We start from the raw sequence: 23,285 nt of genomic DNA on the forward strand, positions 1-23,285 counted from the left end.
TCCTTGGTTGAAAGGAGCCGCAATGGTCTGCCTACTCGGGCCAGATCTCAACTTAGACCCAGACCGCCGATCACTGGCCTGACCTCAAGGAAAGCACCACTCCCGCGCCAGCGGGTTCGTACTCGTCTGGGCATCGACCAAATCCACCCAAACGTTAGAATTTGGATCGTCTGGAGCATAATTGTCATCGCGATGAATCTTGGTCTCCAAGCGTAGGCTCCCCATATCTTCGGGCCGCGCACGGCTCTTTATATGCACAAATGCCGGTTGCAAAATGGCCAGCGCCTCTCGATCAGAAAGACCAGCGCAAGCGGTCTTTTGAATTTGAAAATTCATCAAGATCACGATCGCTCCAAGGAGCAATGCGCCGCAGGTCAATTTCCAGCCAAACCTCATCTGGTCCTCCCCCCGCGAAGCGGCTTCTTCACAAAAGCTGCCTGCCCAGTAGCACGGGCCTTCAAACATCGCCCCATTATCGGGATTGCAAAGGGCCCCCGCCCTTTGCCCGCCGGAGGCATCTTCTTCCCCCAGCCGGAAACGCAAACAAAAAGGGCGGAAAGCCTCTCGGCCCCGCCCTCTTCGTTTCCAACCGAAAACGCTTGTTTAGTAAACGCGCTTCTTCGGCTTGATATAGCTCACGTCATCGGTGAGCGTGTATTCATGCACCGGACGGTAGTCGAGCTTGACCTCGCCGCCCTTGCCGCCCCAGCCGTCGAACCAGCCAACGGTGTGCTTCATCCAGTTGACGTCGTCGCGCTCGGGGAAGTCCTCATGCGCATGGGCACCACGGCTTTCCTTGCGGGCGTGCGCGCCATGCAGCGTGACCGAGGCCTGCGAGATGAGGTTGTCGAGTTCCAGCGTCTCGATCAGATCCGAGTTCCAGATCAGCGAGCGGTCGGTGACCTTCACGTCCTGCAGCTTGGTGTAGGTGGCGGCCAGCTTGGCCTTGCCCTCTTCCATCAGCTCGTCGGTGCGGAACACGGCGGCGTGGCCCGACATGGTGCGCTGCATTTCGGTGCGGATTTCCGCGGTGGACGAACCGCCATTGGCGTGGCGGAAATGGTCCAGACGGGTCAGCGCCATCTCTGCCGAATCCTTGGGCAGTTCGGCATGGCTCTGGCCGGGCTTCACCAATTCCTTGATGCGGTGGCCGGTGGCACGGCCAAACACCACAAGGTCGATCAGCGAGTTCGAGCCCAGACGGTTGGCGCCATGCACCGACACGCAAGCGGCTTCACCCACGGCGAACAGGCCGGGGATCACGGTTTCGGGGTTGCCATCGGCGCCGATGGTCACCACTTCGCCGTGATAGTTACAGGGGATGCCGCCCATGTTGTAGTGTACCGTGGGCACCACAGGCAGAGGCTGGCGGGTCAGGTCAACACCGGCAAAGATCTTGCCGCTTTCGGTGATGCCCGGCAGACGTTCGCCCAGCACCTTGGGATCGATGTGATCGAGGTGCAGATAGATGTGGTCCTTATGCGGGCCAACGCCGCGACCTTCGCGGATTTCCAGCGCCATCGAACGCGACACCACGTCACGCGAGGCCAGATCCTTGGCCGAGGGAGCATAGCGTTCCATGAAACGCTCGCCTTCGGAGTTGGTCAGGTAACCACCCTCGCCGCGCGCGCCTTCGGTGATCAGCACGCCCGCGCCGTAAATGCCAGTGGGGTGGAACTGCACGAATTCCATGTCCTGCAAGGGCAGGCCAGCGCGCAGCACCATGCCGCCGCCGTCGCCGGTGCAGGTATGGGCCGAAGTGGCGGTGTAATAGCTGCGGCCATAGCCGCCGGTGGCCAGCACCACAGCCTTCGCACGGAAGCGATGGATCGTGCCATCATCCATGCACATGGCAATCACGCCACGGCATTCGCCATTTTCCATGATCAGGTCGATGGCGAAATATTCGATGAAGAAGTCCGCGTCATATTTCAGCGACTGCTGATAGAGCGCGTGCAGCATGGCATGGCCGGTACGGTCAGCCGCGGCGCAGGTACGCTGCACCGGCGGGCCTTCGCCCATATTCTGCATGTGGCCGCCAAAGGGGCGCTGATAGATGGTGCCATCGGCGTTGCGGCTGAAGGGCACGCCGGCGTGCTCCAGCTCGTAAACGGCCTGAGGCGCCTCACGCACCATATATTCGATCGCGTCCTGATCGCCCAGCCAGTCCGAACCCTTGACGGTGTCGAACATATGCCACGTCCAGTGATCGGGCGTGTTGTTGCACAGCGAGGCAGCGATACCGCCCTGCGCCGCAACCGTGTGGCTGCGGGTGGGGAACACTTTGGTGATGCAGGCGGTGCGCAGGCCCGCTTCTGCCGAACCCATCGTGGCGCGCAGGCCGGAGCCGCCAGCGCCAACGACGACAGTGTCATAGGTATGGTCGATAATCTTGTAAGCAGGGGCGTTCATGGATCTCAAGCTCCCAGCGCGAGGCGGATGACGCTGAACAGGCCGAAACCCGCGCCGCCAAAGGCAGCAAGGTTCAGCGCGGCGATAGCGGCAAACTTGGCGCCATGTTCATGCACATAGTCTTCCACCACCACTTGCAGGCCCAGACGGGCGTGCCAGAAGACGGAAATGATCAGCAGGCACAGGCCAGTGGCCGAAACAGGGCTGACCAGCCAGTCACGCAGGGTGACATAGCTGAAATTGGGCAGACCCAGCAGCGACACGGCAAACCACGAGGTCAGCACCAGATTGCCGATAGCGGTGAAGCGCTGCACCAGCCAGTGATGCGCACCCGAATGCGCCGAGCCAAGACCCCGGACGCGACCGACGGAGGTTCCGTTACCCATCTATCCTAACTCCCTCAGTGCGACAGCAGGCAGGCCCAGAAGGCCGCCGTCAGCACGATGCCGATGACCGGCGAAATCGCCGACCAACGGTTGTTGCTCGACACCTCGAAACCGGCGCCAATATCCAGCAGGAAGTGGCGCAGACCCGAAACGAGGTGGTTGAAATAGGTCCAGGAAATGCCGATCAGCACGATACGGCCATACCAGCTGCCCGCTTGTTGCAGGAACAGGGCATAGGTTTCCGGACCCGAGGCCAGACAGCCCAGCCAGCAGAGCAGCAGGCCAAGCCCGCCAAAAGACAGCGCCGAACCGGTGGCGCGGTGCAGAATCGATACCGCCATGCCCGGACCCCAGCGCCAGATCTGGAGGTGCGGCGAAATCGGCCGGGCTTTGCGCGTGTGCGTGGCTTGGGCCATTGCGTGAATCCCCTTGGGCTATTCTTCAGTGCCAAAACCGCCTTTGCTGCAATGCAACGCTGGCAGTCGCTTTGTTATTCCCCTTAGCCAAAAAGTGGCGCGGTGCAAGCGCACTATGGGGAGAAAGGCGCTAAACTGCGCGCCCTGCTGTTACAGGCAATAGGTTGATGCTTGGCAGGCGGGCACAGAGGCCCTATCGCGGGCACTATGAACGATGAACAAGTGCAAAATTGGAAGATCACCGTCTTTGGCAGCCGGGAGGTGATTCAGGCCGCCCTGATCGCGCATGAGGATGCGTTTGACTGGGACTTTGAACTGGTGATCGCCGGTTGCGAAGTGGCCAAGGACCAGCCCGAGGACTGGAAGCTGGAGGTCTATCTCCCCCGCGAGCCGCTGGAACAGGATTTCGTCGCGGTCGAAAACCTGTTCGGCGAGGAAGAAGTCGAGCTGATTTTCGAGCAATTGCCCGACATCGACTGGATTACCGAGAGCCAGCAGGGGTTGGAGCCGATCTATGCCGACCGGTTCTGCGTGCATATCCCCGAGCGCGAACCCTCGCCCGACCATATCAATTTCGTGATCCCCGCCAGCCGCGCCTTTGGCACCGGCCATCATGAAACCACTGCGGGCTGCCTTGCCATGCTCAGCCAGATGAAGCGCGAGGGCACGATTGCCCGCAATGTGGCCGATATTGGCACCGGCACCGGATTGCTGGCCTTTGCCGCGCTGCGCCTGTGGCCGCAGGCCTATGCCACCGCCAGCGACATTGACGAGGCCTGCGTAGGCGTGGTCGAATATAATGTGCAGGAAAATGGCTTCAAACTGGGGGCCAAGGCGGGTGAACTGGCCATGGTGGTGGCCGATGGGATGGATGATCCGGTCCTGCAATCGCGCGGGCCCTATGACCTGCTGATCGCCAATATCCTTGCCGGTCCCTTGATCGAACTGGCGCCCGATTTTGCCAAGGCGCTGGTGCCCGGTGGCAATCTGCTGCTGGCAGGCCTGCTCGCGACTCAGGAAGCGCAAGTGCGCGCCGCCTGCCGCCGCGCTGGCCTGCGCCTTGCCCGCCGCGAACAGCGCGGGGATTGGTCGATCCTGTGGCTGCGCAAAAGGCGCTATGGCGGCATTCGCGCCTCGCGTCCGGGGCAATTGCCCGAATGGTCGCGCAAGTGGTGATGTAAAAAGGGGGAGCCGCCAAGCTCCCCCTTTTCTTTTATTTGGCTGGCTTTCGGAAGCGCAGGAAGAACTGGTCGGTGGCATCGTGCAGCTCGAACACTTTCTTGGTGTGGTCATCGCCCGCATTGGCCAAAGCCTTGCTTTCGCCATCCAGCACAAAACCGGCCTTGATCACTTCGGCCTTCACCAATTCGGGATCAATGCGATGCAGATTGTCGGTATCGGCGGTGCCCGAACCGGCGCGGGCCGCATGGTCGCTGACAATATAGATGCCGCCCGGCTTCAACGCGGCAAAGGCCGCCGCATTGGTGGCATCGGGGCTGCGGCCGGTATGATGCAGGTCATGGTAATTCTGCGTGGTCCACACCAGATCCAGCGGTTCGGGGGCCACCAATTGCTCGCCCTGCACCAGCTTCAGATTGGTATAGGCTTTGAGCAGCGGATCATAACGGGCAATGCGGTCAGCGGGCATTCCGGCGGGCATCCACAGGAACACCGTGCCCTTTTCCCCCACCACTTTGGACAGGATGCGCGAGAAATAGCCGCCACCGGGCAGCAATTCGCCCACTTTCTGCCCCGCCTTCACACCCGCAAAAGCCACCAGCTCGGCAGGCTTACGCGCGCCATCGCGGCTGCTGTCGCCTTCCGGGCGCGCCTTGTCGGCCACCGCGGCCAGAACCGCAGCGCTGGGCGCCTGAGCCTGCGCGACCGTCGGCGCCACCAGCGCCACAGCCGCCAACATCATCCATGCCTTCGTCATTCGTCGCACTCCCACCTGAAATTTGGCCGGAGACTAGCCTAAGCGCGGCATTTGCCAAGAGCGCGGCTTGTAAGAGTTTGTAACCGTTCCCCTACCCCGCCCGCGCGACAATCTGCGCCCATTCCGCTTCGTCAATCACCGGAATGTTCAGCGCGGCGGCCTGTTTCAGCTTGGTGCCAGCCCCCGGCCCTGCCACCACCAGATCGGTCTTGCTCGACACGCTGCCGCTGGCCTTCGCGCCCAGCCGTTCGGCCTGCGCCTTGGCCTCGTCGCGGCTCATGGTTTCCAGCTTGCCGGTGAACACCACCGTCTTGCCCGCCACCTCGCTCTCGCGGGTTTCGACGATGTAATCTGGCGGGTTCACCTCGTTCAGCAGGTCTTCCCAAACGGCCACATTATGCGGCTCGCGGAAAAATTCGCCCAAGGCCTGCACCACCACCGGCCCCACGCCATCAATGCCCAGCAATTGCGCCGCGCCATCCTGCCCCGCATCGGCATCATGGCCACGAGCAGCCTCCACCACCGCGCGCAAATTGGGCAAGGTAACGAAATGCTTGCACAAATCACGCGAAGTCACCGCGCCCACATGGCGGATACCCAGCCCGAACAACAGCTTGGCCGCGTCGGGCTGCCGCTTGGCCTCGATCGCTGTCAACAGGTTTTCCACAGACTTATCCTGCCACCCCTCGCGCCCGACAATCTCGTCACGGCGGCGGTGGAGGCGGAAAATATCGGCCGGATTTTCCAGCCAGCCCTGCTGGAAAAACTCGATAATCGTCTTTTCGCCCAGCCCTTCAATATCCAGCGCGCCACGGCTGACAAAATGCTTGAGCCTTTCGGTGCGCTGCGCAGGGCAGATCAGCCCGCCAGTGCAGCGCACATCGACCTCACCCTCTTCGGCCAGGGCCTCGCTGCCGCATTCGGGGCAGTGGTCGGGGAAAGCAAAGGCGGGGCGCTCCACCTCGCGGGTCAGATTTTCCACCACCTGCGGAATCACATCGCCCGCGCGTTGCAACACCACACGGTCACCCACGCGCACACCCAGCCGCGCAATCTCGTCACGGTTGTGCAGCGTCACATTGGTCACCGTCACCCCGCCCACCAGCACCGGCGCAAGGCGGCCCACCGGCGTCAGCTTGCCCGTGCGGCCCACCTGAATATCAATGGCTTCCAACGTGGTCTCGGCGCGCTCGGCGGGGAATTTGCGCGCAATCGCCCAGCGCGGCGCCTTGGCCACAAAGCCCAGACGCTCCTGCGCGGCCAGCGAATCGACCTTCACCACCACGCCGTCAATCTCGTAAGGCAGGGTGCTACGCGCCGCGCCAATCGCATTGTAATGCGCCACCAGCCCTTCGACACTGGCGCAGGTGGCCAGACGCGGGCTGACCGGCAGGCCCCAGGCGGCAATCTGCTGCATCATCGCATATTGGCTGCTGGCAGGCACTTCACTGGCCGCGCCCCAGCCATGCGCCAAAAAGCGCAAGGGCCGTTCGGCGGTCACCTTGGCATCCTTTTGCCGCAAACTGCCCGCCGCCGCATTGCGCGGATTGGCGAAGGTCTTGTCGCCTGCCTGCTCCTGCCGCTCGTTCAGCGCGGCAAAGGCGGCGCGCTCCATATAGACTTCGCCGCGCACCTCGAACAAGGCGGGCGCATCACCCTGCAATTGCTGCACAATGTCGGGAATGTAGGCCACGTTGGCGGTCACATCCTCGCCCACCTGCCCATCGCCACGCGTGGCGGCGCGCACCAATCGCCCATGCTCATAACGCAGCGATAAAGACAGGCCGTCGATCTTGTCCTCGGCGGTGAAAGCCAGTTCCGCCCCCTCGCCCAGCGACAGGAAGCGGCGGACGCGGGCGACAAATTCGCCCAGTTCCTCGTCGGAAAAGGCATTGTCGAGGCTCATCATCCGCACATCATGCGTCACCTTGCCCAAAGGCGAAGCGCTGACCTCGTGCCCCACCTTGTTGCTGGGGCTATCAGGGCGCACCAGATGGGGGAAAGCCGCCTCCAGCTCGGCATTGCGCCGCACCAGCGCGTCATAATCCGCGTCGGACATCTCCGGCCTGTCGTTCAGGTGATAGGCCTTGTTGGCGCGGTTGATCTTGCGCGCAAGGCGCATCAATTCATTGGCGGCTTCAGCTTCAGTCGGCAAAGATTGTGGCTCGGTCATGCGGGCCTTCTAGCCCAGTGCAAGCACACTCGCCACCATCGAGGCGCGGATTTGAAAGCCCAATTGTTCATAAAGGGCAATCGCACCCGCATTGCTGGCCCAACTGTGCAGATAGGCCGCCTCGCCCCGCGCCGCCAAGCCGGCCATCACATGACAAATCAAGCGCCGCGCATAGCCCCGCCCGCGATAGGCCGGATCGGTGCAAACCCCGCTGACTTCGGTGATGCCCTCGGCAGGACGCGCCCTTTCGCCCGCCATGGCCACCAGCCGGTCGCCTTGCTTGATGCCATAAAACGCACCGTAAAGATGCGTCTTGGGCCCCCAAGGTCCGGGCTGGGTGGCATGGGCCAAAGCCGCCATGGCCGGGGCATCCTCCTGCGTCAGCAGCACCATATCGCCCGAATCGACCACCGGCGGCGCATCGCGCGCCACCATCTGCACCAGATCGGCGCGGCGTTTGATTACCAACCCATCGGGCACCGCCAGACCTTGCGCCTGCACCAACCAGATCTCGTCCGAGGCATCGCGCAACAGATCGACCAACGCCGCCTCTTGGCCCGCCAAAGCCGCCGCGAAAGGCCCGTAATCAGGGGCGATCCGGCAGGCCGTGCGATCCGCATTCCAGCGCGCCAGATGCGCCTGCCGTCCGGTCAACGCGGCAAGGAAAGGATGGTCCAGCGCCTGTAGCGTCACGCGCCTTCCAGCAGCCTTTCGGCCTGCGCCCGCGCCTCGGGCGTGATCTCGCTACCCGACAGCATACGCGCGATTTCCTGCTGGCGCCCTGCGCCATCCAGTTGCACCACGCCGGTGCGCGTCACCGTGCCATCATTGCTCTTGGCGATGAAATAATGCTGCCCGCCGCGCGCCGCCACTTGCGGACTATGCGTCACGGCCAGCAATTGGCCCGTAGAAGCCAACCGTGCAAGACGCTCGCCAATCGCCTGCGCCACCGCGCCGCCCACGCCACGGTCGATCTCGTCAAAGATCATCGTCGCCGCGCCGCCTTCCTCGGCCAGCGCCACTTTCAGCGCGAGGATAAAGCGCGACAATTCCCCGCCCGAAGCAATCTTGGCCAAAGGCGCGAAATCCGCGCCCGGATTGGTTGCGATCATGAATTCCACGCGGTCCATGCCCGCGCCGCCCCACTGGCTTTCCTCCAGCGGGGTAACCTGCGTGCGGAAACGCGCCGCGTCCAGCTTCAGCGGCGCCAGTTCGCCCTTCACCGCCGCATCCAGCCGCCCCGCCGCCTCGCCGCGTGCGGCACTGGCCGCCTCGGCCAGCTTGAGCCAAGCGGCGCGCGCCGCCTTTTCGGCCGCCTCCAGCCCCGCCACTTCCGCCTCGCCGCCTTCAATAGCGTTCAAAGCCTCGCGCATCTCGCGGGCCTTGCGCGGCAGATCCTCCACCGCGCAGCCATGTTTGCGCGCCGCCGCCCGCAATTCGAACAGGCGGGTTTCCACACGGTCCAAAGCCATGGGATCATGCGCCAAAGCATCCAGCGCCCGGCCCAGCTTGTCCTCGGCATCATCCGCCTCGATCACCGCGCGGTCCAGAGCGCCCAGCACTTCTTCCAGCAAGGGATGCTCGCCCGCGATCCGGTCCAGCCGCCGCGCGGCCTGCCGCAATTGCGCCAACACCGAATTGGAACCGGCGAACACTTGCTGCAAATCGGCCAGATCGCCCGAAAGCCTTGCGCCCTTCTGCATGGTGGCGCGTTCGGCGGCCAGTTCCTCTTCCTCGCCCGCTTCCGGCGCCAAAGCCTCCAGCTCGCCCGCATGGGCCATCAACAACTCGCGGTCCTCGGCGGCCTTGGCAATGGCTTCGCGCCTTGCGGCCAATTTCTCGCCCGCCTGCCGCCATGTGCGCCACGCCGCCTCCAGCGCCGCCGTATCCACCCGCGCATAACGATCGAGCAGGCTGCGATGCCCGCGCGGATTGACCAGCCCGCGATCATCATGCTGCCCATGGATTTCCACCAGATAGGGCGCAAGCTCGCGCAGCAAGGCCACGCTGGCGGGGCGGTCGTTGATGAAAGCCTTCGATCCACCATCGGCCTTGATCTGCCGGCGAATCAGGATCGGCTCGCCCGGCTCGATCTCCACCCCCGCCTCGGCCAAGGCATCCGCAACGGCGGCATCGAGCGCGCCCGCCTCGAAACTGGCGGTCACGCTGGCCAGATCGGTGCCTGCCCGCACCAGACCGCTATCGGCGCGCATGCCCAGCACCAGACCCAGCGCATCCAGCAAGATCGACTTGCCCGCGCCCGTCTCGCCGGTCAGCACGCCGAGGCCCGGCGCGAAATCGAGGTCCAGCGCCTCGATCAACACAATATTGCGAATGGATAAGTGGCTCAGCATAATCGCATCGGTTTGTTCGCCAAGCGTTCTAACCGATCGACAGGCTCTCGTCTATGGCCCGTGCCCCTAAACCGTTCAGATAATGATTCGCCACAGGCCCAGCGCAATCGCGCCCAGCCAGATCGCGCCAATCATCAAATGTTCGGGATAGATGGCGGTGCGGTCGGCGCTGACCTGCATCAGGCCATATTGTTCGCGGTGGAGATGCGCATGCACTTCCGGCTCGGCCTTGGCCTGCGTCCAGTCAAATTCCTCATCCACCGAACCGCCACGCGCCGAGGCGAAGAATTCCTGCGCAATACGGGCAGCCTCGTCCTCTTCCAGTTGCAGACGCTGGCGCTCTTCGGGAAACTGACGGAAATTGCCCATGCCTGAATTCCACTCTCTCGCTGCCGTTGGCAATCTTTGCACGGCAACCAGCCTTCTGCCCTAGATCGCCTAAAGCTTTGCAAGAGGTGGCTTAGGGGGAATTCCGATAAATTAGGGTTAACCCGCCTTAGGCTCCGGCGCCGGAGGATCGGCGAAAGGCGGCTCGACCTCGATTTTATCGGCCAAAGTCAATCGGTCCAGCATGGAGGCCATTTCATCGCGCAGGGCCAGCATTAACCCGCGTAAACGACAATCGGCCTCGGGCAGGCAATTGGCGCAATGTTCATGGGCGTAACGGCTGGCGCAAGGCACCAGAGCCAGACTGCCACGGGTGAGTCGGATGATGTCGCCATAGCGGATGTCGCAGGGCGGCAGCGCCAGTTCATAGCCACCTTCGCGCCCACGATGGGAAATCACCACCCCTTCGCGCACCATTTCCGACAGGATCACTGTCAGAAACTTGCGCGGGATGTTCTGCGCCTCGGCCACAGCGTCCAAGCGGATAGGCCCCTGCTGCCATTTGTCGGCAAGGTGCTGCAAGGCGCGGATGGTATAGCGGGTCTTTTGCGAGAGCATGGGATCGGGCAATCAGAAAAAGCGGCGGCACAGCGCCACAAGCCTTCATCTCGCATTTGCAAGGTGAATGTCAACCGCCAAGCTAGAATAGCAGAAGCAAGCGCCCCGCCGACCGATACGAAAAGGGGCGGGAAAACCCGCCCCTCCACCTATCCGGTTCAGATCGCCTTGGTGCCCGGCGCGTGGCGCTGCATCAAGGCATGGGCCTTTTCATACCACTCGCTGCCCGGATAATTGGCACCCAGAACGGCGGCATATTTCTGCGCTTCCTCGGGCACGCCCATCGACAGGTTGGTTTCCACCAGACGGAACAGGGCTTCCTGAATGTGGCTGGTAGTTTGATATTTGTCGATCACGTTGCGGAAACGGATATCGGCGGCCAACCAACGACCGGCGCGTTCATAGAAACGGCCAATGTCCATTTCCTTGCCCGCCAGATGGTCGTTCACCAGATCGACCTTCAACTTGGCATCGGTGGCATAGCGCGTGCCGGGGAAGCGGCGCACCACATCATTGAGCGCGGTCAGCGCCTGCAGGGTGGTCTTCTGGTCGCGGCTGACGTCGCTGATCTGCTCGTAATAGCACAGGCTGACGAGGTAATAGGCGTAGGCCGCGTCCTTGTTACCCGGATGGATCGACAGGAAACGCTGCGCCGACTGGATCGACTTGGTATAATCGCGCGCGGAATAATAGGAGAAAGCGCTCATCAACTGCGCGCGGCGGGCCCAGGGGCTATAGGGATGCTGGCGCTCCACCTCGTCAAACAGGGCCGCAGCGGTCTTGGCCTCACCCTGATCAAGGCGCTTTTTCGCCTCCAGATAGAGCGAGTCGACATCGCGCGCCACATAGGCGGTATCCTTGGGCTTGCCGCCCCGACCGGAACAGCCCCCCGTCAACGCAATGGCAACAGCAGCGCCTGCAAGCAGGACAACACGCGACGAAGGGAGAAAGGCGAGCTTGGACATGACTGGCCTATAACCAGCACGCGCATGAACGCCAAGTGAAAGCATGGCGGGAAAGCAAAGAGGCAGTCAGAAATATTGGCGCCGGCCAAGCAGTCCGCAGGCACAGCCACGCCAACGCAAAACTCCCGCCGCGGCGCCAAAGCCACGACGGGAGCAAGCGATGGATCAGGGCAGACCTGCCCCGCCCGTTTAACCGATGGTTTCAAACCCGCGCAGAAAGCGGGCCAGAGCCCGTGCATAACGACGGGCGATGCGCTGGCGATCCTCATCGGGGCGCAGCGAGAATTGATAGAGGCGCGGCGCCATCAAAGTGGCGGCCAACAGGATCGTCGACCACACTTCGGCATCATGCCGGTCATCGCTGAACGAAAAAACGCCCAGCCCAGAGCCAAGACCGTTGCTCTGCAAACGCTGGCCCATTTGCGTGACCAGCAATTCCCATTTGGGGAAACGCACCACCATCGAGCCACGCTCGACCAGATCCTCGACCCACAGGCGGACCGCCTCGGGCCGCGTCAGGACGAAAATGATCGTCTCTTCCAGCCGCTCCTCAATATCGCCTGCGCCCAGCAACAGGTCGCCAATGCGCCCGCCGATCCACCCCTTGATGGATGCGATCAGGGATTCACGGCTGTCAAAATGATAATAGACGGTCGAGCGGTTCATCCCCGCATCTCTGGCCAGAGAGGCCACCGACAATGTCTCAAGCCCGTTTTGAGCAATCAAATTGATCGCCCGCTCGATCAACTGCCGATGGGTCTCCGCAAAGTTACGATTGCGCCGCTGTTCGGTGGTGGTGATGTGCCCGTTCATGGAACCTTTTATGCTTTGCGACGTTAACTTTTGCAAGATTACATGAGTGCAATCTTATTGTTTTTCATAAAAAATTTACGCGCAGACCACAAATTTGGATATTTTGTACGAAAATGTTCAGTTTTACTTAAAACTAACCAGTAATCTTATCAAAACTATCCAAAGGCACCCGATCCGAACAAAATCCTCCTCGCCGCAGAACGAGCCGCCGTCAATCAAAAAAAGCTATTGCTCGCAATTCGATACTTGATCTGGTCCGTGCGCCTGACAGCGATGTATCATGGAAAGCCGTATGCGGACAGCGCCATGCAACATTGTGGTCACTATCGTGAAATTTAAATAATAGAATGTCATCGCTCGCCATATTGGAGAAATACCACCAACGATGCGCGGCGCTGTGGTGAAAGATGGTGGCGGCGATCATCTCGTCCTCACCGGCAACCGGAGCGGTTAACGCCTCCCCTTCCGGAAACTGGTCGACCACGAAAAGCGTGTTCGAAACGCCCTCCTCATCGCCCACGCTGCGATAATCGCACATCGCCAAGGGCCAATCCTGCGGGCCGGGCGAGAAGGTCCGCCACAGCGACAAGCAGATGAAGCGGCGATAGCCATCAGGCGATCCGAAACATTGCTGGTGCATGCGCGCGGCGGCTTTGTGGGCGGTTTTCTGGTTATAATCGACATGGGCCTCGCCCGCAGGGGGCTGGATACCGCCAGCATGTTGGTAATTTTCGGTCTTTTCCTGCGCCCTTTGCGTCAGATCGGCGCTGGTGCGAATCATCCAGCCTTGCGTGGCGACCCGATCCGCGCCGGTCATGGCTTTGATGATGTCGACAGCGTCATGGGGGTATAACGCATCCACTTCATCCCGGTTCCAGAAATCTTGGACACGACTCGGCCCTTTGCCGATTGCAAAGCCATGGGTGTCCAAGGTGAAGTGATCGCGGATGGACATGCCATCGCGGACGACCGCGGGATAATCGCGATATTCGCCGGTGTTGATTTCCGCCCCTGCGCGCACATAGCGGCGCGTCACAAAATCGCCGGGGGCAAGATAGCGCAAAATCGCGGGCGCCTGCCGTGCCTGATCCTCTAGAGAATCGCCTTGGGAATTGCTGGCCGTAACGGATGTATCACTGGTTGCCATGGTCTGTCCTCTCTTCCACACGCCTGTATCGGCGCTGGAAGAGAGGCTATCAGAGACGGCGCCTTACACAAGTGTGTAAGGAAAGGGCGGAAGCGGAAGTGTTAAATCAAACCGGCCGAAACCAGCGCCGCATCCACCGCATCGCGCGCAGCCTTGTTGGCGGGCACCAGCGGCAGGCGCAATTCCTCGCGGAAATTGGGGAACACGCGCGACAGGGCATATTTCACAGGGCCCGGCGAAGCGTCTTCAAACATGGCATAATGCAGCGGATAGAGCAGATCGCTCAACCGGCGCGCCTCGGTCAGATCGCCCGCGGCACAGGCGGCCTGAAACTGCGCGCAAAGCTTGGGCGCGACATTGGCGGTGACCGAAATGCAGCCCACGCCGCCCGCCGCGCTGAAAGGCAGCGCCAGTTCATCATCACCCGAAAGCTGGCAGAAATCCGCGCCAATGCCCTTGCGATGGTCGGTCACGCGCGACAGGTCGCCGCTGGCATCCTTGATGCCGATGATGCGATTGGGGAAGCGGCGCGCCAGTTCCACCACGGTTTCCGGCTTGATGTCGGTCACGGTGCGGGCGGGCACGTTGTAAAGGATGATCGGCAGATCGCTCTTTTCGGCCAGATAGGAGAAATGGGCCAGCAGACCTTCCTGCGAGGGGCGGTTGTAATAGGGCGCCACCACAAGGGCGGCGGCCGCGCCGCACTTCTTGCTGAAAGTCATATGCATCAGCGCATTTTGCGTATCATTGCTGCCGCAACCGGCGATCACCGGCACGCGGCCAGCGGCCTGTTCGATGCAAACTTCGATCACGCGATGGTGTTCTGCGTTGGAAAGGGTGGAATTTTCCCCCGTTGTGCCGCAAGGGACCAAAGCGCTTGATCCATTGTCGATCTGCCAATCGATCAGGGCGCGATAGGTCGCCTCGTCAAACGCCCCGTCGCGAAAAGGGGTCACCAGAGCGGGAATGGAACCGGAGAACATGGACTTTATCCTCTAACATCGCCCACCTATAGGCACAGCGGATCGACGAAACCCACCCCGCCCTGCAGCCAGCGCATCATCTGTTACAACTCCGCCTGATAGGGAGCCACAGGCCATAATGTCCAGCATCTTCATAAACAGCCCTCGCAACTGCCAGCATGGCCCCCGTGCCAAGCGGCGGACAAGAGGCGCCTTGCTGGCGGGTCTGGCCCTGTTATCGCCCCATGCCGCCGATGCGCAGATCATTGCGGCCCAGCCCCTGCCCGACATGGCCCCCGCCGCCGTCACAAACCCCACACCGCCCCCCGCCCCGCAATTGGGCGAGGAATGGGACCGCGCCCGCGCCCTGTGGCGACAAACGCCCCCCAGTCCGATCACCAGCGCCATTGCCCGCTGGCGGCAATTGGCGGGGACCGAGAATCAAGGCTATGATGCCTATGCCTCTTTCGTCATGGCCTATCCGGGCTTTCCGCAAGAAGAAGCCTTCCGCCGCGCTGCCGAAAAATCGCTGTCCCTGCAAAATGTCGATGGCAGCCGCCTGATCGCCTTTTTCGACCGCTTCCCCCCGCTCACCAACCCCGCCCGCGCGCTTTATGCGCTGGCGCTGGCCAATGCGGGGCGCGAACATCAGGCCTTGCCCTTGGCGCGCGAGGCTTGGCGCGGCGGCGCGATGAGCGATGCCGCCGAAGCCGCGATACAGGCGCGCTGGGGCCATCATTTCACCCAAGCCGACCATGACGCCCGCCTCGAAGCCCTGCTCTGGGATGGCGCCACATCGCAAGCCAGCCGCGCCCTGCCCCGCGCCAGCGCCAACCGCCGTGCCGTGGCCGAGGCCCGCCTTGCCATCCAGCGCGGCACCAGCGCCGAAGTGCCGATGGTCGGCCCTGACGCCATGGAACAAGTCGCCGCTTCGGAAAATGCCACGGAAATGGCACGCGTCACGGCGGCGGCCAATCCGAGCCTGTTCAAACCGGCCCCTGCCACCACGCCCGATGGCCCGCCAGCCCCTACACCCCCGCCCGCCGAAGTGATCCCGCCCGAATTTCTGGGCGATCCGGGCTATCTGGCCGATCGCGGGCGGATGTTGCTGCGGCGCGGACGCAATGGCGAATTGGCCAGCCTGTTTGCCACCCGCTTGCCCTTGGCCCGCCCCGCGCTGGACCAGCGGCGCTGGGCCGGTATCACCCTTGCCGCCGCCCGCGCGGCCGAGGCATCGGACCAATTGCATATCGCCCTGGGCGCGGTGGAAGGCTTTGGCAGCGGGACCGACATCTCCCAACTCGCCTTTGCCGTGCGCGATGATTACACCTCGCTGATGTGGCTGGGCGGGACCACCGCCTTGTGGACGCTGCGCAATCCCAATGCCGCCGCCACCCTGTTCTATCGCTATGCCACCGCCGCCCGCTCGCCCAACACCCGGGCAAAGGGCTTTTACTGGGCGGGCCGCGCGATGGAGGAGGCTGGCCGCCGCGCCGAGGCGCAGGCCTATTACAATTCCGCCGCCGCCTATCCTGACCAGTTTCACGGGCTGATGGCGCTGGAAAAGCTGGGCCGCCCGTTGCCTTCGATGGCCGATGCGCCCCATCCTTCCCCCACGCCCGCCCTACGCGCCGCTTTCAACGCCCGCCCCATCACGCAGGCCGTGCGCGAAGTGGCGCGCGAGACCGACTGGCAAACCACCATCCGCTTCTTCCGCTCCATCGCCGATCAGGGGCGGACCGAGATGGACTTTGTGCTGCTGGGCGAATTGGCGAGCGAATTGGGCCGCCGCGATCTGGCGGTCGTATCGGGACAAGCCGCCGAAAACGCAGGCCTGCGTAATTTCCGCGAGCTATCCTTCCCCGTCACCCCCATTCCCGAAGGCGGGCAATGGACATGGATCCACGCGATCGCGCGGCAGGAAAGCCAGTTCAGCTATAATGCCCTGTCGCGCACCAATGCGCGGGGCCTGATGCAATTGATGCCCACCACGGCGGCGGAAACCGCGCGGCGCATTGGCCTGCCTTTTTCCACCGAGGCGTTAACCGCCGATCCATCCTATAATCTGGCGCTGGGCAATGCCTATTTCGCGCGCCTGCTCTCCAGCTTCAACGGCTCCTACCCGCTGGCGGTGGCGGCCTATAATGCGGGGCCGGGCAATGTGCGCAAATGGCTGGCCGCGCGGGGCGATCCGCGCAATGGCGGCGTCGACTGGCTGGAATGGATCGAGCGCATCCCCTTTGGCGAGACGCGCGGCTATGTCTATCACGTGATGGAAAATGCGGTGACCTATGAAGCGCTGGTGCCGGACAAGGCCAGCTATCGCGGCCCCAATCCGCTCAGTCATTTTCTCGGTCGGTAACCGACAGGAACACCGGCAGGTCGCTGCTGGGCAGGCTATAGCCCGAGGCATTGAGCATCGCGACAATATGGCCGCGATGATAGGTGGCGTGGTTGACCACATGCAGCAGGATCTGGTCCCGCCGCATTTCCCCCTCGCCACCGTCGATAAAGGTGAAAGGCACGCTTTCGCGCAGGGAATCCCAATCCAGCGCCAGGGCATAGGCGCGATACCAGAAATCGATCTCGCTCTGCCGCGCGGCAATCTCGGCCAGCGGGGGGCAGGTGTCCGGGTTGCGACTGGTGTAGGGATGCGCGCCGGAGGTGAGATGGGCGCGCCACACCTCGCTCATCGCCAACGCGTGATGGGCGGTTTGCAGGATGGAGCCGAACACCACTTTCTGCGGCGCCACCAAAACCGCCTGCGGCACACGGGCCAGACCTTCAAACATCAGGCGATTGGCCCACTGGCCATAGGCAAGATAGGTTTCCAGCATAAAGTCAGTCTATGCCCGAATAGAGGCAATAGCGAGTCCCTTGGCAAGTCGCCCCTGCCTGCCTACCCCCCCCATGGCTCTCACCAACGACGCTATTGCCCGCATCGCCCATGGCTTGCTGGACCGCAGCCTGCCCAAGGCGGAATGGACCCATGCCGCGCATTGGGCCGCCGCGCTCTGGCTGCTGCGCCACCGGCCAGAGGCTGCGGGGATCGACACCATGCGCGCCACGATCCGCGCCTATAATGAGGCCACCGGCGGGGTAAACAGCGATAGCGCGGGCTATCATGAAAGCATCACCATCGCCTCTTTACGTGCGGCACAGGCGGAATTGGCCAAGGCGGGCGACCAGCCGCTGGAGCAAGTGCTGGCCGATCTGCTCGCCTCGTCTCTGGGCGCCAGCGATTGGCCTTTGGCCTATTGGCGGCGGGAAACCTTGTTCACGCCCGAGGCGAGGCTGGCATGGGTAGCGCCCGATCTAGCGCCCCTGCCTTTCTGAATTGCAGCGGGACAAGACACAACCTAAAGCCCGCCCATGACCGAGAGTTCCAACGCCTCCAAACCCGCTGGCCCGCCCATCACCCCTGCGGGCATGGCCGCCCTGCGCGCCCGCTATGACCATCTGCTGGGCACCGAAAGGCCCGCGATTGTGGAAATTGTCAGCTGGGCCGCGGGCAATGGTGACCGCAGCGAGAATGGCGACTATCTCTATGGCCGCAAGCGCATGCGCGAAATCGACCGCGAACTGGCCTTTCTGGCCAAGCGCATGAAGGCCTGTCGCGTGGTCGACCCTGCGCGCCAGGCCGACCAAAGCCGCGTATGGTTTGGCGCCTGCGTGGAAATTGCCGACGAGGATGACAATCGCAAGCAGCTGACCTTGGTGGGCGATGATGAACAGGATGCCAGCAAGGGCCTGATCGGATGGAGCGCGCCGATCGCGCGGGCCCTGCGCGGGGCGGCTGTGGGCGATTTGCGCCGCGTCCACCTGCCCGGCGGCGAGAAAGAATGGGAAGTGATGACCATCACCTATCCATCCGTATAAACGCAGGATTTCCCATCAGGATTGCGCCACAGCGCTGCACTGCGGCATAAAACTTCAAAAATCCGCTCTTGCGCGCCTCATTCCATCACCTCTATGGCCCCTGCCGGAGGAAACCGCCAGCGGGTCGCGGCGGGACGTGGAGAATGACATATGCGCCAATGCCTATCGGGCACATGGGCGCGGCAAGCCTGCGCCATGGCGGCAGCAAGCGCCGCGCTGCTGAGCCCTGCCGCCGCTTTTGCCCAAACAGCCCCCGCCGCTCCCAATGGTGCTGACACGGTATGGATTCTGGTGTCCAGCGCGCTGGTGCTGTTGATGTGCCTGCCCGGCCTGTCGCTGTTCTATGGCGGTTTGGTGCGTGCCAAGAATTTTCTGGCGGTGATGGTGCAAGTGGGCGCGATTGCGGCGGCGGCATCCTTGCTCTGGGTGCTGGTGGGTTATGGTCTGGCTTTCGGGCCGGTCACGCATGGCTGGATCGGCCAATTGTCGGGCGCGGGCCTTGGCACTTTGGCCACGGTGCGCAGCGGCACCAGCCTGCCTGAAAATGCCTTTGCCCTGTTCCAGCTCTGCTTTGCCGCGATCACGCCTGCGCTGATGGCGGGCGCATGGGTGGACCGCGCACGTTTTGGCTTTGTGGTGGCTTTCTGCGCCTTGTGGGGCCTGCTGGTCTATGCGCCTGCCGCGCATTGGATCTGGGGCGGCGGCTGGATGGCCAGCCAGTTTGGCACGCTGGACTTTGCCGGTGGCATTGTGGTGCATACCACGGCGGGCGTGTCGGCGCTGGTGGTGGCGTGGCTGGTCGGCCCGCGCACCGGCTTTAACAAAACGCTGATGCTGCCGCATAGCCCGGCGCTCACCATGCTGGGCGCAGGGCTGCTGTGGGTGGGCTGGTTCGGCTTTAACGGCGGCAGCGCCTTGGCGGGCAATGCGGCGGCGGCCAGCGCTATTTTGAACACGCATACGGCGGCCTGTGCGGCGGCTCTGGTCTGGATCGCCATCGAAGCCCATCACGTGGGCAAGCCCACCAGCGTTGGCTTTGCCACGGGCGCGGTGGCGGGTCTGGCCACGGTAACGCCAGCGGCAGGCATGATTGCGCCTTCCATGGCGGCGCTGTTCGGTCTGGTCGCGGCCTTTGTCTGCTATGGCATGATCCAATTGGTGAAGCAGCGCTGGCGCATCGATGATTCGCTCGACGTGTTTGCTGTGCATGGCGTCGGCGGGATGATCGGCTCGCTGGGTCTGGCGCTGGCCATGCATCCGACCTTGGGCGGCACCGGCTACGCCACGGGCATGACGCTGGCCAAGCAATTGCACGCGCAGGTTCTGAGTGTCGGCGTGACCGCCTTGTGGTCGGCGGCGGTGACTTGGGTGCTGGCGGTGGTGCTGGGCAAAATCCTGCCCATGCGGGTCAGCGAGGATGACGAGCGCGAAGGTCTCGACATTACCGCCCATGGCGAACGCGCCTGGGAAATGGACTGATCCAAACCCCCGTGGTAAAGGGCCGGAGCATGAAGCTTCCGGCCCTTTTTCTTTGCCTGCTGGCGCTAGGCGCTGCCCCTGCGGCGCAGGCCCGCGACGCCTTGGGCGTCTTTGGCGCATGGGCCGCTTTCCGCGATCCCCAAGTGCCGCGCTGCTATGCCATTGCCGTGCCGCAAATCGAGCATCGCGGCGAAACCGCGCCCTATGCCGACGTTGGCCTGTGGCCCAAACGCGGCGTTCGCGGCCAATTCCACCTGCGCCTTGCCCGCCGCAGCATGGGCAGTGCCCCGATCACCCTGTCCATGGGCCGCAACCGCTGGCAATTGGTGGGCGGCGGTTATGACGCATGGGCAGCCGACATCCGCATGGATGCCGCCATCATCGCCGCCATGCGCTCGGCCGAGAGCTTCACCGTGTCGGCCCGCGACGCGCAAGGGCGCAGCTTTTCCGATACCTATCCCTTGCAAGGCGCGGGCACCGCGATGGATGCGGCCACCGTGGCCTGCGCCGGGCGTTAAGCGTCTGAGCCGAAACTGCGTTTCGGCAAAGCGGCACCGGCCCTCTCCCCCTGCCCTGCCACCCAACAGGCTACACTATATGGGTGGCAGGGCAGGGGGAGAGGGCCGGTGCCGAACACAACTGGCCTTTTGCCGCCAAATCGGCTATGCGCCGCGCCCATGAACGCCAGCAACACAACCGAAACCGCATCCCCCCTTCCCACCAGCATGCCGATTGCCGGTCATATCGATCCGGTAGTCACCGCGCGCGACATTACCGCACGCGAGGATGGCAAGGTGGATCTGGTCGGCCTGCCCCGCCCCCGCATCACGGAAATTTTCGCCGCTGCGGGGCTGGACGCCAAGCAGGCCAAGCTGCGCGCCAAGCAGGTGTTCCACTGGATCTATCACCGTGGCGTGCATGATTTCGACGCGATGACCGATATTGCCAAGACCATGCGCCCTTGGCTGGCCGAACGATTTGTGATTGGCCGCCCTGACATCGTCGTTTCGCAGCATAGCGAGGACGGCACCCGCAAATGGTTGCTGCGCACTGCCGATGGCCATGATTTTGAAATGGTGTTCATCCCCGATGCCGATCGCGGCACGCTTTGCGTGTCCAGCCAAGTGGGTTGCACGCTCAATTGCCGCTTCTGCCACACCGGCACCATGCGCCTTGTGCGCAATCTGACGCCGGGCGAAATCGTGGGGCAGGTGATGCTGGCGCGCGATGCTCTGGGCGAATGGCCCAAGGCGGGCGCGGCCGACTTTGCCGAGCTGGGCGATGACATGGTCGATGAGGATGGCGGCTATTCGTCCGACGGGCGTTTGCTGACCAATATCGTGATGATGGGCATGGGCGAGCCGCTGTATAATTTCGACAATGTGCGCGATGCGTTGAAGCTGGTGATGGATGGCGATGGCCTTGCCCTGTCCAAGCGCCGCATTACGCTTTCCACCAGCGGCGTGGTGCCGATGATGGAGCGTTGCGGGCAGGAAATCGGCGTCAACCTCGCCGTCTCGCTCCATGCGGTGAACAAGGAAGTGCGCGACGAGATCGTGCCGATCAACCGCAAATATGGCTTGGAAGAATTGCTGCAGGCCTGCGCCGATTATCCGGGCGCCAGCAATTCGCGCCGCATCACCTTTGAATATGTGATGTTGAAGGACAAGAATGACAGCGACGATCATGCGCGCGAACTCGTCCGCCTGATCCGCAAATATGATCTGCCGGCCAAGGTGAACCTGATCCCGTTCAACCCATGGCCCGGCGCGATTTACGAATGTTCGACGCCCGAACGCATCAAGCGCTTTTCCGACATCGTGTTTGAAGGCGGCATCAGCGCGCCGGTCCGCACCCCGCGCGGGCGCGATATTGACGCGGCTTGCGGCCAGCTCAAAACCACCGCGCAAAAGCTCAGCCGCGCCGAACTGGACCGTCTGGCCGAAGAAAAGCAGGCCGCGCTGGGTTAATGCCTGATGGTGGCAGTCCGATGGAGACCATTCCGGTCGGCCTCTGGCTGCCGCCGCAGGACCTGCTGGCGCTGACCAACCGTGTGGGGGAGGCGCTGCACGCGACTTGCGAAATCCGCAGCCAGCGCGGCAAGAGTTTCCGCGAGGCCTATATGGCCAGCCGCTTCGCGCTTTATCGCGGGGCGGAAGCGGTGCGGTTACTGCCCGAAACCGGCCAGCACACGCCCGATTTCGCCATCCGCCTGCATGGGGCAGAGTTAATCTACGAGAACACCGAGGCCGACAACCCGCTGCTCCACCGCAACGAGGCCTATGAAACCACCTGCCGCCAATTCGGCATTGGCGAGGCCCATCCCGTAACCGAACCGGTGATGATCAGCCCCGATGCCTATGCCGCCGAAATCGCGCGTCTGGTGGCCAAGAAAGTGGCCAAAAGATACGAACGCTGCCACGGCCTGTTGATAAGGTCGAACACCACATGGATTGAAGGGTTGGAAGATCCGCCGCTCGACTGGTGGCGGGCGGCCTGTGCGGGGGCCAAGGCGCGGTTTGAGGAATGCTGGGTGTTCCACCACCGCCATTTCTTTCCGGTTTTCGGGCCGGTAGTGTAAAGACAGAAAAACCCCGACAAAGCTAAGCCTTGAGCAATCTGCCAAAAAACAGTAAAATCCTATCGCTTACTGTGTTATAATTTGGCGCAAATGTGTAAGACCCTTCAGGATACGACATATATTCAATCCCAAGCCCTTGTTGAACAATAGCCTCTCGCACGAAATCATCAGGAACTTCTACACCCCCCCCCTTCAGCAAATCAGCGCCGCCAAACTGCTGAATATAGCTCGCCCGAATAGCATCGATGGAGGCACTCGCCTTATTTACTTTCTTGAGAAAATGATTTCGAATATATTCTCGAATGGCGGCGAGAAACAAACTTAGCAATATATACACCATCAAAAAGCTACAAAAAATCGCAGCAGCCCATTTCAAAAACATGGGAGCGACCGGAACGCGCCATATTCCCAAGATCACTGAAACGCATATGCCGAACAACCCAATGGCATTTTTGACAATCATCTCATACGCCTAACACACGATATCCATTTATCGTATATTAAAATAAAGGCTACTCAATCAATAAAAATCTTCATTCACCAAAAGTCGATAAAATGGGAGTCCCTCGCCTCTAATGGCTATTTCAGGGACTCCACTCATCAAATTATCACGCCGCCGTAAAGCTACTCGACAGGCGGAACAGGGTTTGCGCCGTTGGACCATTGGTATATCTGACACGGTATAGCGTGATCGAATTTGATGTGCCAGTTGGACACCTCGAAAAACTCTGGCTTTTGAGTGGCAGATTTGATTCATATCGCTGACGATGCGGTGGAGGCGACGATGGCAGGACAGCCCAGTTTCTTTGACCTATCTGACCGGTACGAGGCGCTGAG

The 23,285-nt window shown here is 62.2% G+C and carries 24 protein-coding genes; 8 read left to right on the forward strand and 16 right to left on the reverse strand.

All coding sequences use genetic code 11. The features are described 5' to 3' along the window. Positions 1-84 precede the first annotated feature (84 nt). The 4 genes from EOE18_RS17530 to sdhC all read right to left on the reverse strand — a co-directional run bounded on the left by EOE18_RS17530 (position 85) and on the right by sdhC (position 3,214). Entirely contained in the window at positions 85-465 is a 381-nt protein-coding gene (locus EOE18_RS17530) for a hypothetical protein (RefSeq protein WP_220446041.1), read from the reverse strand. 138 nt (positions 466-603) lie between these two features. Then, positions 604-2,412: a succinate dehydrogenase flavoprotein subunit gene (sdhA, locus tag EOE18_RS17535; RefSeq protein WP_127711949.1), complete on the reverse strand. Its 1,809-nt coding sequence runs from the start codon at positions 2,410-2,412 to the stop codon at positions 604-606. Between the two features lie 5 nt (positions 2,413-2,417). Beyond that, positions 2,418-2,798, reverse strand: a complete 381-nt coding sequence (gene sdhD / locus EOE18_RS17540; protein ID WP_127711951.1) for a succinate dehydrogenase, hydrophobic membrane anchor protein — start codon at positions 2,796-2,798, stop codon at positions 2,418-2,420. A gap of 14 nt (positions 2,799-2,812) precedes the next feature. Next, positions 2,813-3,214, reverse strand: coding sequence for a succinate dehydrogenase, cytochrome b556 subunit (sdhC, locus tag EOE18_RS17545; RefSeq protein ID WP_127711953.1), 402 nt, complete (start codon positions 3,212-3,214; stop codon positions 2,813-2,815). 207 nt (positions 3,215-3,421) lie between these two features. On the opposite strand from sdhC, the gene EOE18_RS17550 reads away from it, so the two are divergent. Beyond that, positions 3,422-4,390, forward strand: coding sequence for a 50S ribosomal protein L11 methyltransferase (locus EOE18_RS17550; protein WP_127711955.1), 969 nt, complete (start codon positions 3,422-3,424; stop codon positions 4,388-4,390). Positions 4,391-4,427: 37 nt separating this feature from the next. Here the strand turns inward: EOE18_RS17550 and EOE18_RS17555 are convergent, their stop codons facing one another. The 10 genes from EOE18_RS17555 to dapA all read right to left on the reverse strand — a co-directional run bounded on the left by EOE18_RS17555 (position 4,428) and on the right by dapA (position 14,530). After that, on the reverse strand, positions 4,428-5,150 hold the full coding sequence (locus EOE18_RS17555) for a class I SAM-dependent methyltransferase (RefSeq protein ID WP_127711957.1): 723 nt from the start codon (positions 5,148-5,150) through the stop codon (positions 4,428-4,430). 91 nt (positions 5,151-5,241) lie between these two features. Then, positions 5,242-7,323: an NAD-dependent DNA ligase LigA gene (ligA, locus tag EOE18_RS17560; RefSeq protein ID WP_127711959.1), complete on the reverse strand. Its 2,082-nt coding sequence runs from the start codon at positions 7,321-7,323 to the stop codon at positions 5,242-5,244. 9 nt (positions 7,324-7,332) lie between these two features. Then, a complete protein-coding gene (locus tag EOE18_RS17565) occupies positions 7,333-8,016 on the reverse strand; it encodes a GNAT family N-acetyltransferase (RefSeq protein ID WP_127711961.1) in 684 nt (227 codons plus the stop codon). After that, entirely contained in the window at positions 8,013-9,677 is a 1,665-nt protein-coding gene (recN, locus tag EOE18_RS17570) for a DNA repair protein RecN (protein ID WP_127711963.1), read from the reverse strand. The genes EOE18_RS17565 and recN overlap by 4 nt, the downstream gene beginning before the upstream one ends. 75 nt (positions 9,678-9,752) lie before the next feature. After that, positions 9,753-10,046 (reverse strand): hypothetical protein, encoded by a 294-nt coding sequence (locus EOE18_RS17575; RefSeq protein ID WP_127711964.1) that lies wholly within the window; start codon positions 10,044-10,046, stop codon positions 9,753-9,755. Positions 10,047-10,163: 117 nt separating this feature from the next. Then, complete coding sequence (locus tag EOE18_RS17580; protein WP_127711966.1) at positions 10,164-10,622, reverse strand: RrF2 family transcriptional regulator; 459 nt, start codon at positions 10,620-10,622, stop codon at positions 10,164-10,166. Between the two features lie 158 nt (positions 10,623-10,780). Beyond that, entirely contained in the window at positions 10,781-11,587 is an 807-nt protein-coding gene (locus EOE18_RS17585; protein WP_127711968.1) for an outer membrane protein assembly factor BamD, read from the reverse strand. 189 nt (positions 11,588-11,776) lie between these two features. Then, positions 11,777-12,400: a TetR/AcrR family transcriptional regulator gene (locus EOE18_RS17590; protein WP_127711970.1), complete on the reverse strand. Its 624-nt coding sequence runs from the start codon at positions 12,398-12,400 to the stop codon at positions 11,777-11,779. Between the two features lie 211 nt (positions 12,401-12,611). Continuing rightward, positions 12,612-13,547, reverse strand: coding sequence for a CmcJ/NvfI family oxidoreductase (locus tag EOE18_RS17595; protein WP_127711972.1), 936 nt, complete (start codon positions 13,545-13,547; stop codon positions 12,612-12,614). Positions 13,548-13,648: 101 nt separating this feature from the next. Continuing rightward, positions 13,649-14,530: a 4-hydroxy-tetrahydrodipicolinate synthase gene (dapA, locus tag EOE18_RS17600; RefSeq protein WP_127711974.1), complete on the reverse strand. Its 882-nt coding sequence runs from the start codon at positions 14,528-14,530 to the stop codon at positions 13,649-13,651. 118 nt (positions 14,531-14,648) lie between these two features. Between dapA and EOE18_RS17605 the strand changes: the two genes are divergently transcribed. After that, on the forward strand, positions 14,649-16,871 hold the full coding sequence (locus EOE18_RS17605) for a lytic transglycosylase domain-containing protein (RefSeq protein ID WP_246027533.1): 2,223 nt from the start codon (positions 14,649-14,651) through the stop codon (positions 16,869-16,871). On the opposite strand, the gene EOE18_RS17610 is transcribed toward EOE18_RS17605, so the two are convergent. Continuing rightward, positions 16,849-17,346: a DinB family protein gene (locus EOE18_RS17610; protein WP_127711976.1), complete on the reverse strand. Its 498-nt coding sequence runs from the start codon at positions 17,344-17,346 to the stop codon at positions 16,849-16,851. The two genes, EOE18_RS17605 and EOE18_RS17610, sit on opposite strands and share 23 nt — an antisense overlap. A gap of 73 nt (positions 17,347-17,419) precedes the next feature. On the opposite strand from EOE18_RS17610, the gene EOE18_RS17615 reads away from it, so the two are divergent. The 6 genes from EOE18_RS17615 to EOE18_RS17640 all read left to right on the forward strand — a co-directional run bounded on the left by EOE18_RS17615 (position 17,420) and on the right by EOE18_RS17640 (position 22,448). Then, positions 17,420-17,845: a hypothetical protein gene (locus tag EOE18_RS17615; RefSeq protein ID WP_127711978.1), complete on the forward strand. Its 426-nt coding sequence runs from the start codon at positions 17,420-17,422 to the stop codon at positions 17,843-17,845. Between the two features lie 36 nt (positions 17,846-17,881). Beyond that, on the forward strand, positions 17,882-18,388 hold the full coding sequence (locus EOE18_RS17620; RefSeq protein ID WP_127711980.1) for a GreA/GreB family elongation factor: 507 nt from the start codon (positions 17,882-17,884) through the stop codon (positions 18,386-18,388). A gap of 150 nt (positions 18,389-18,538) precedes the next feature. Beyond that, positions 18,539-19,867: an ammonium transporter gene (locus EOE18_RS17625; RefSeq protein ID WP_246027534.1), complete on the forward strand. Its 1,329-nt coding sequence runs from the start codon at positions 18,539-18,541 to the stop codon at positions 19,865-19,867. A 29-nt stretch (positions 19,868-19,896) separates the two neighbouring features. Next, entirely contained in the window at positions 19,897-20,385 is a 489-nt protein-coding gene (locus EOE18_RS17630; protein ID WP_127711982.1) for an invasion associated locus B family protein, read from the forward strand. A 159-nt stretch (positions 20,386-20,544) separates the two neighbouring features. Beyond that, on the forward strand, positions 20,545-21,837 hold the full coding sequence (gene rlmN / locus EOE18_RS17635; protein ID WP_127711984.1) for a dual-specificity RNA methyltransferase RlmN: 1,293 nt from the start codon (positions 20,545-20,547) through the stop codon (positions 21,835-21,837). A 20-nt stretch (positions 21,838-21,857) separates the two neighbouring features. Further along, a complete protein-coding gene (locus EOE18_RS17640; protein WP_127711986.1) occupies positions 21,858-22,448 on the forward strand; it encodes a hypothetical protein in 591 nt (196 codons plus the stop codon). A 22-nt stretch (positions 22,449-22,470) separates the two neighbouring features. On the opposite strand, the gene EOE18_RS17645 is transcribed toward EOE18_RS17640, so the two are convergent. Beyond that, positions 22,471-22,911 (reverse strand): hypothetical protein, encoded by a 441-nt coding sequence (locus tag EOE18_RS17645; protein WP_127711988.1) that lies wholly within the window; start codon positions 22,909-22,911, stop codon positions 22,471-22,473. Between the last annotated feature and the right edge of the window lie 374 nt (positions 22,912-23,285).

The organism is Novosphingobium umbonatum, from assembly GCF_004005905.1.
GTDB classification, from domain to species: domain Bacteria; phylum Pseudomonadota; class Alphaproteobacteria; order Sphingomonadales; family Sphingomonadaceae; genus Novosphingobium; species Novosphingobium umbonatum.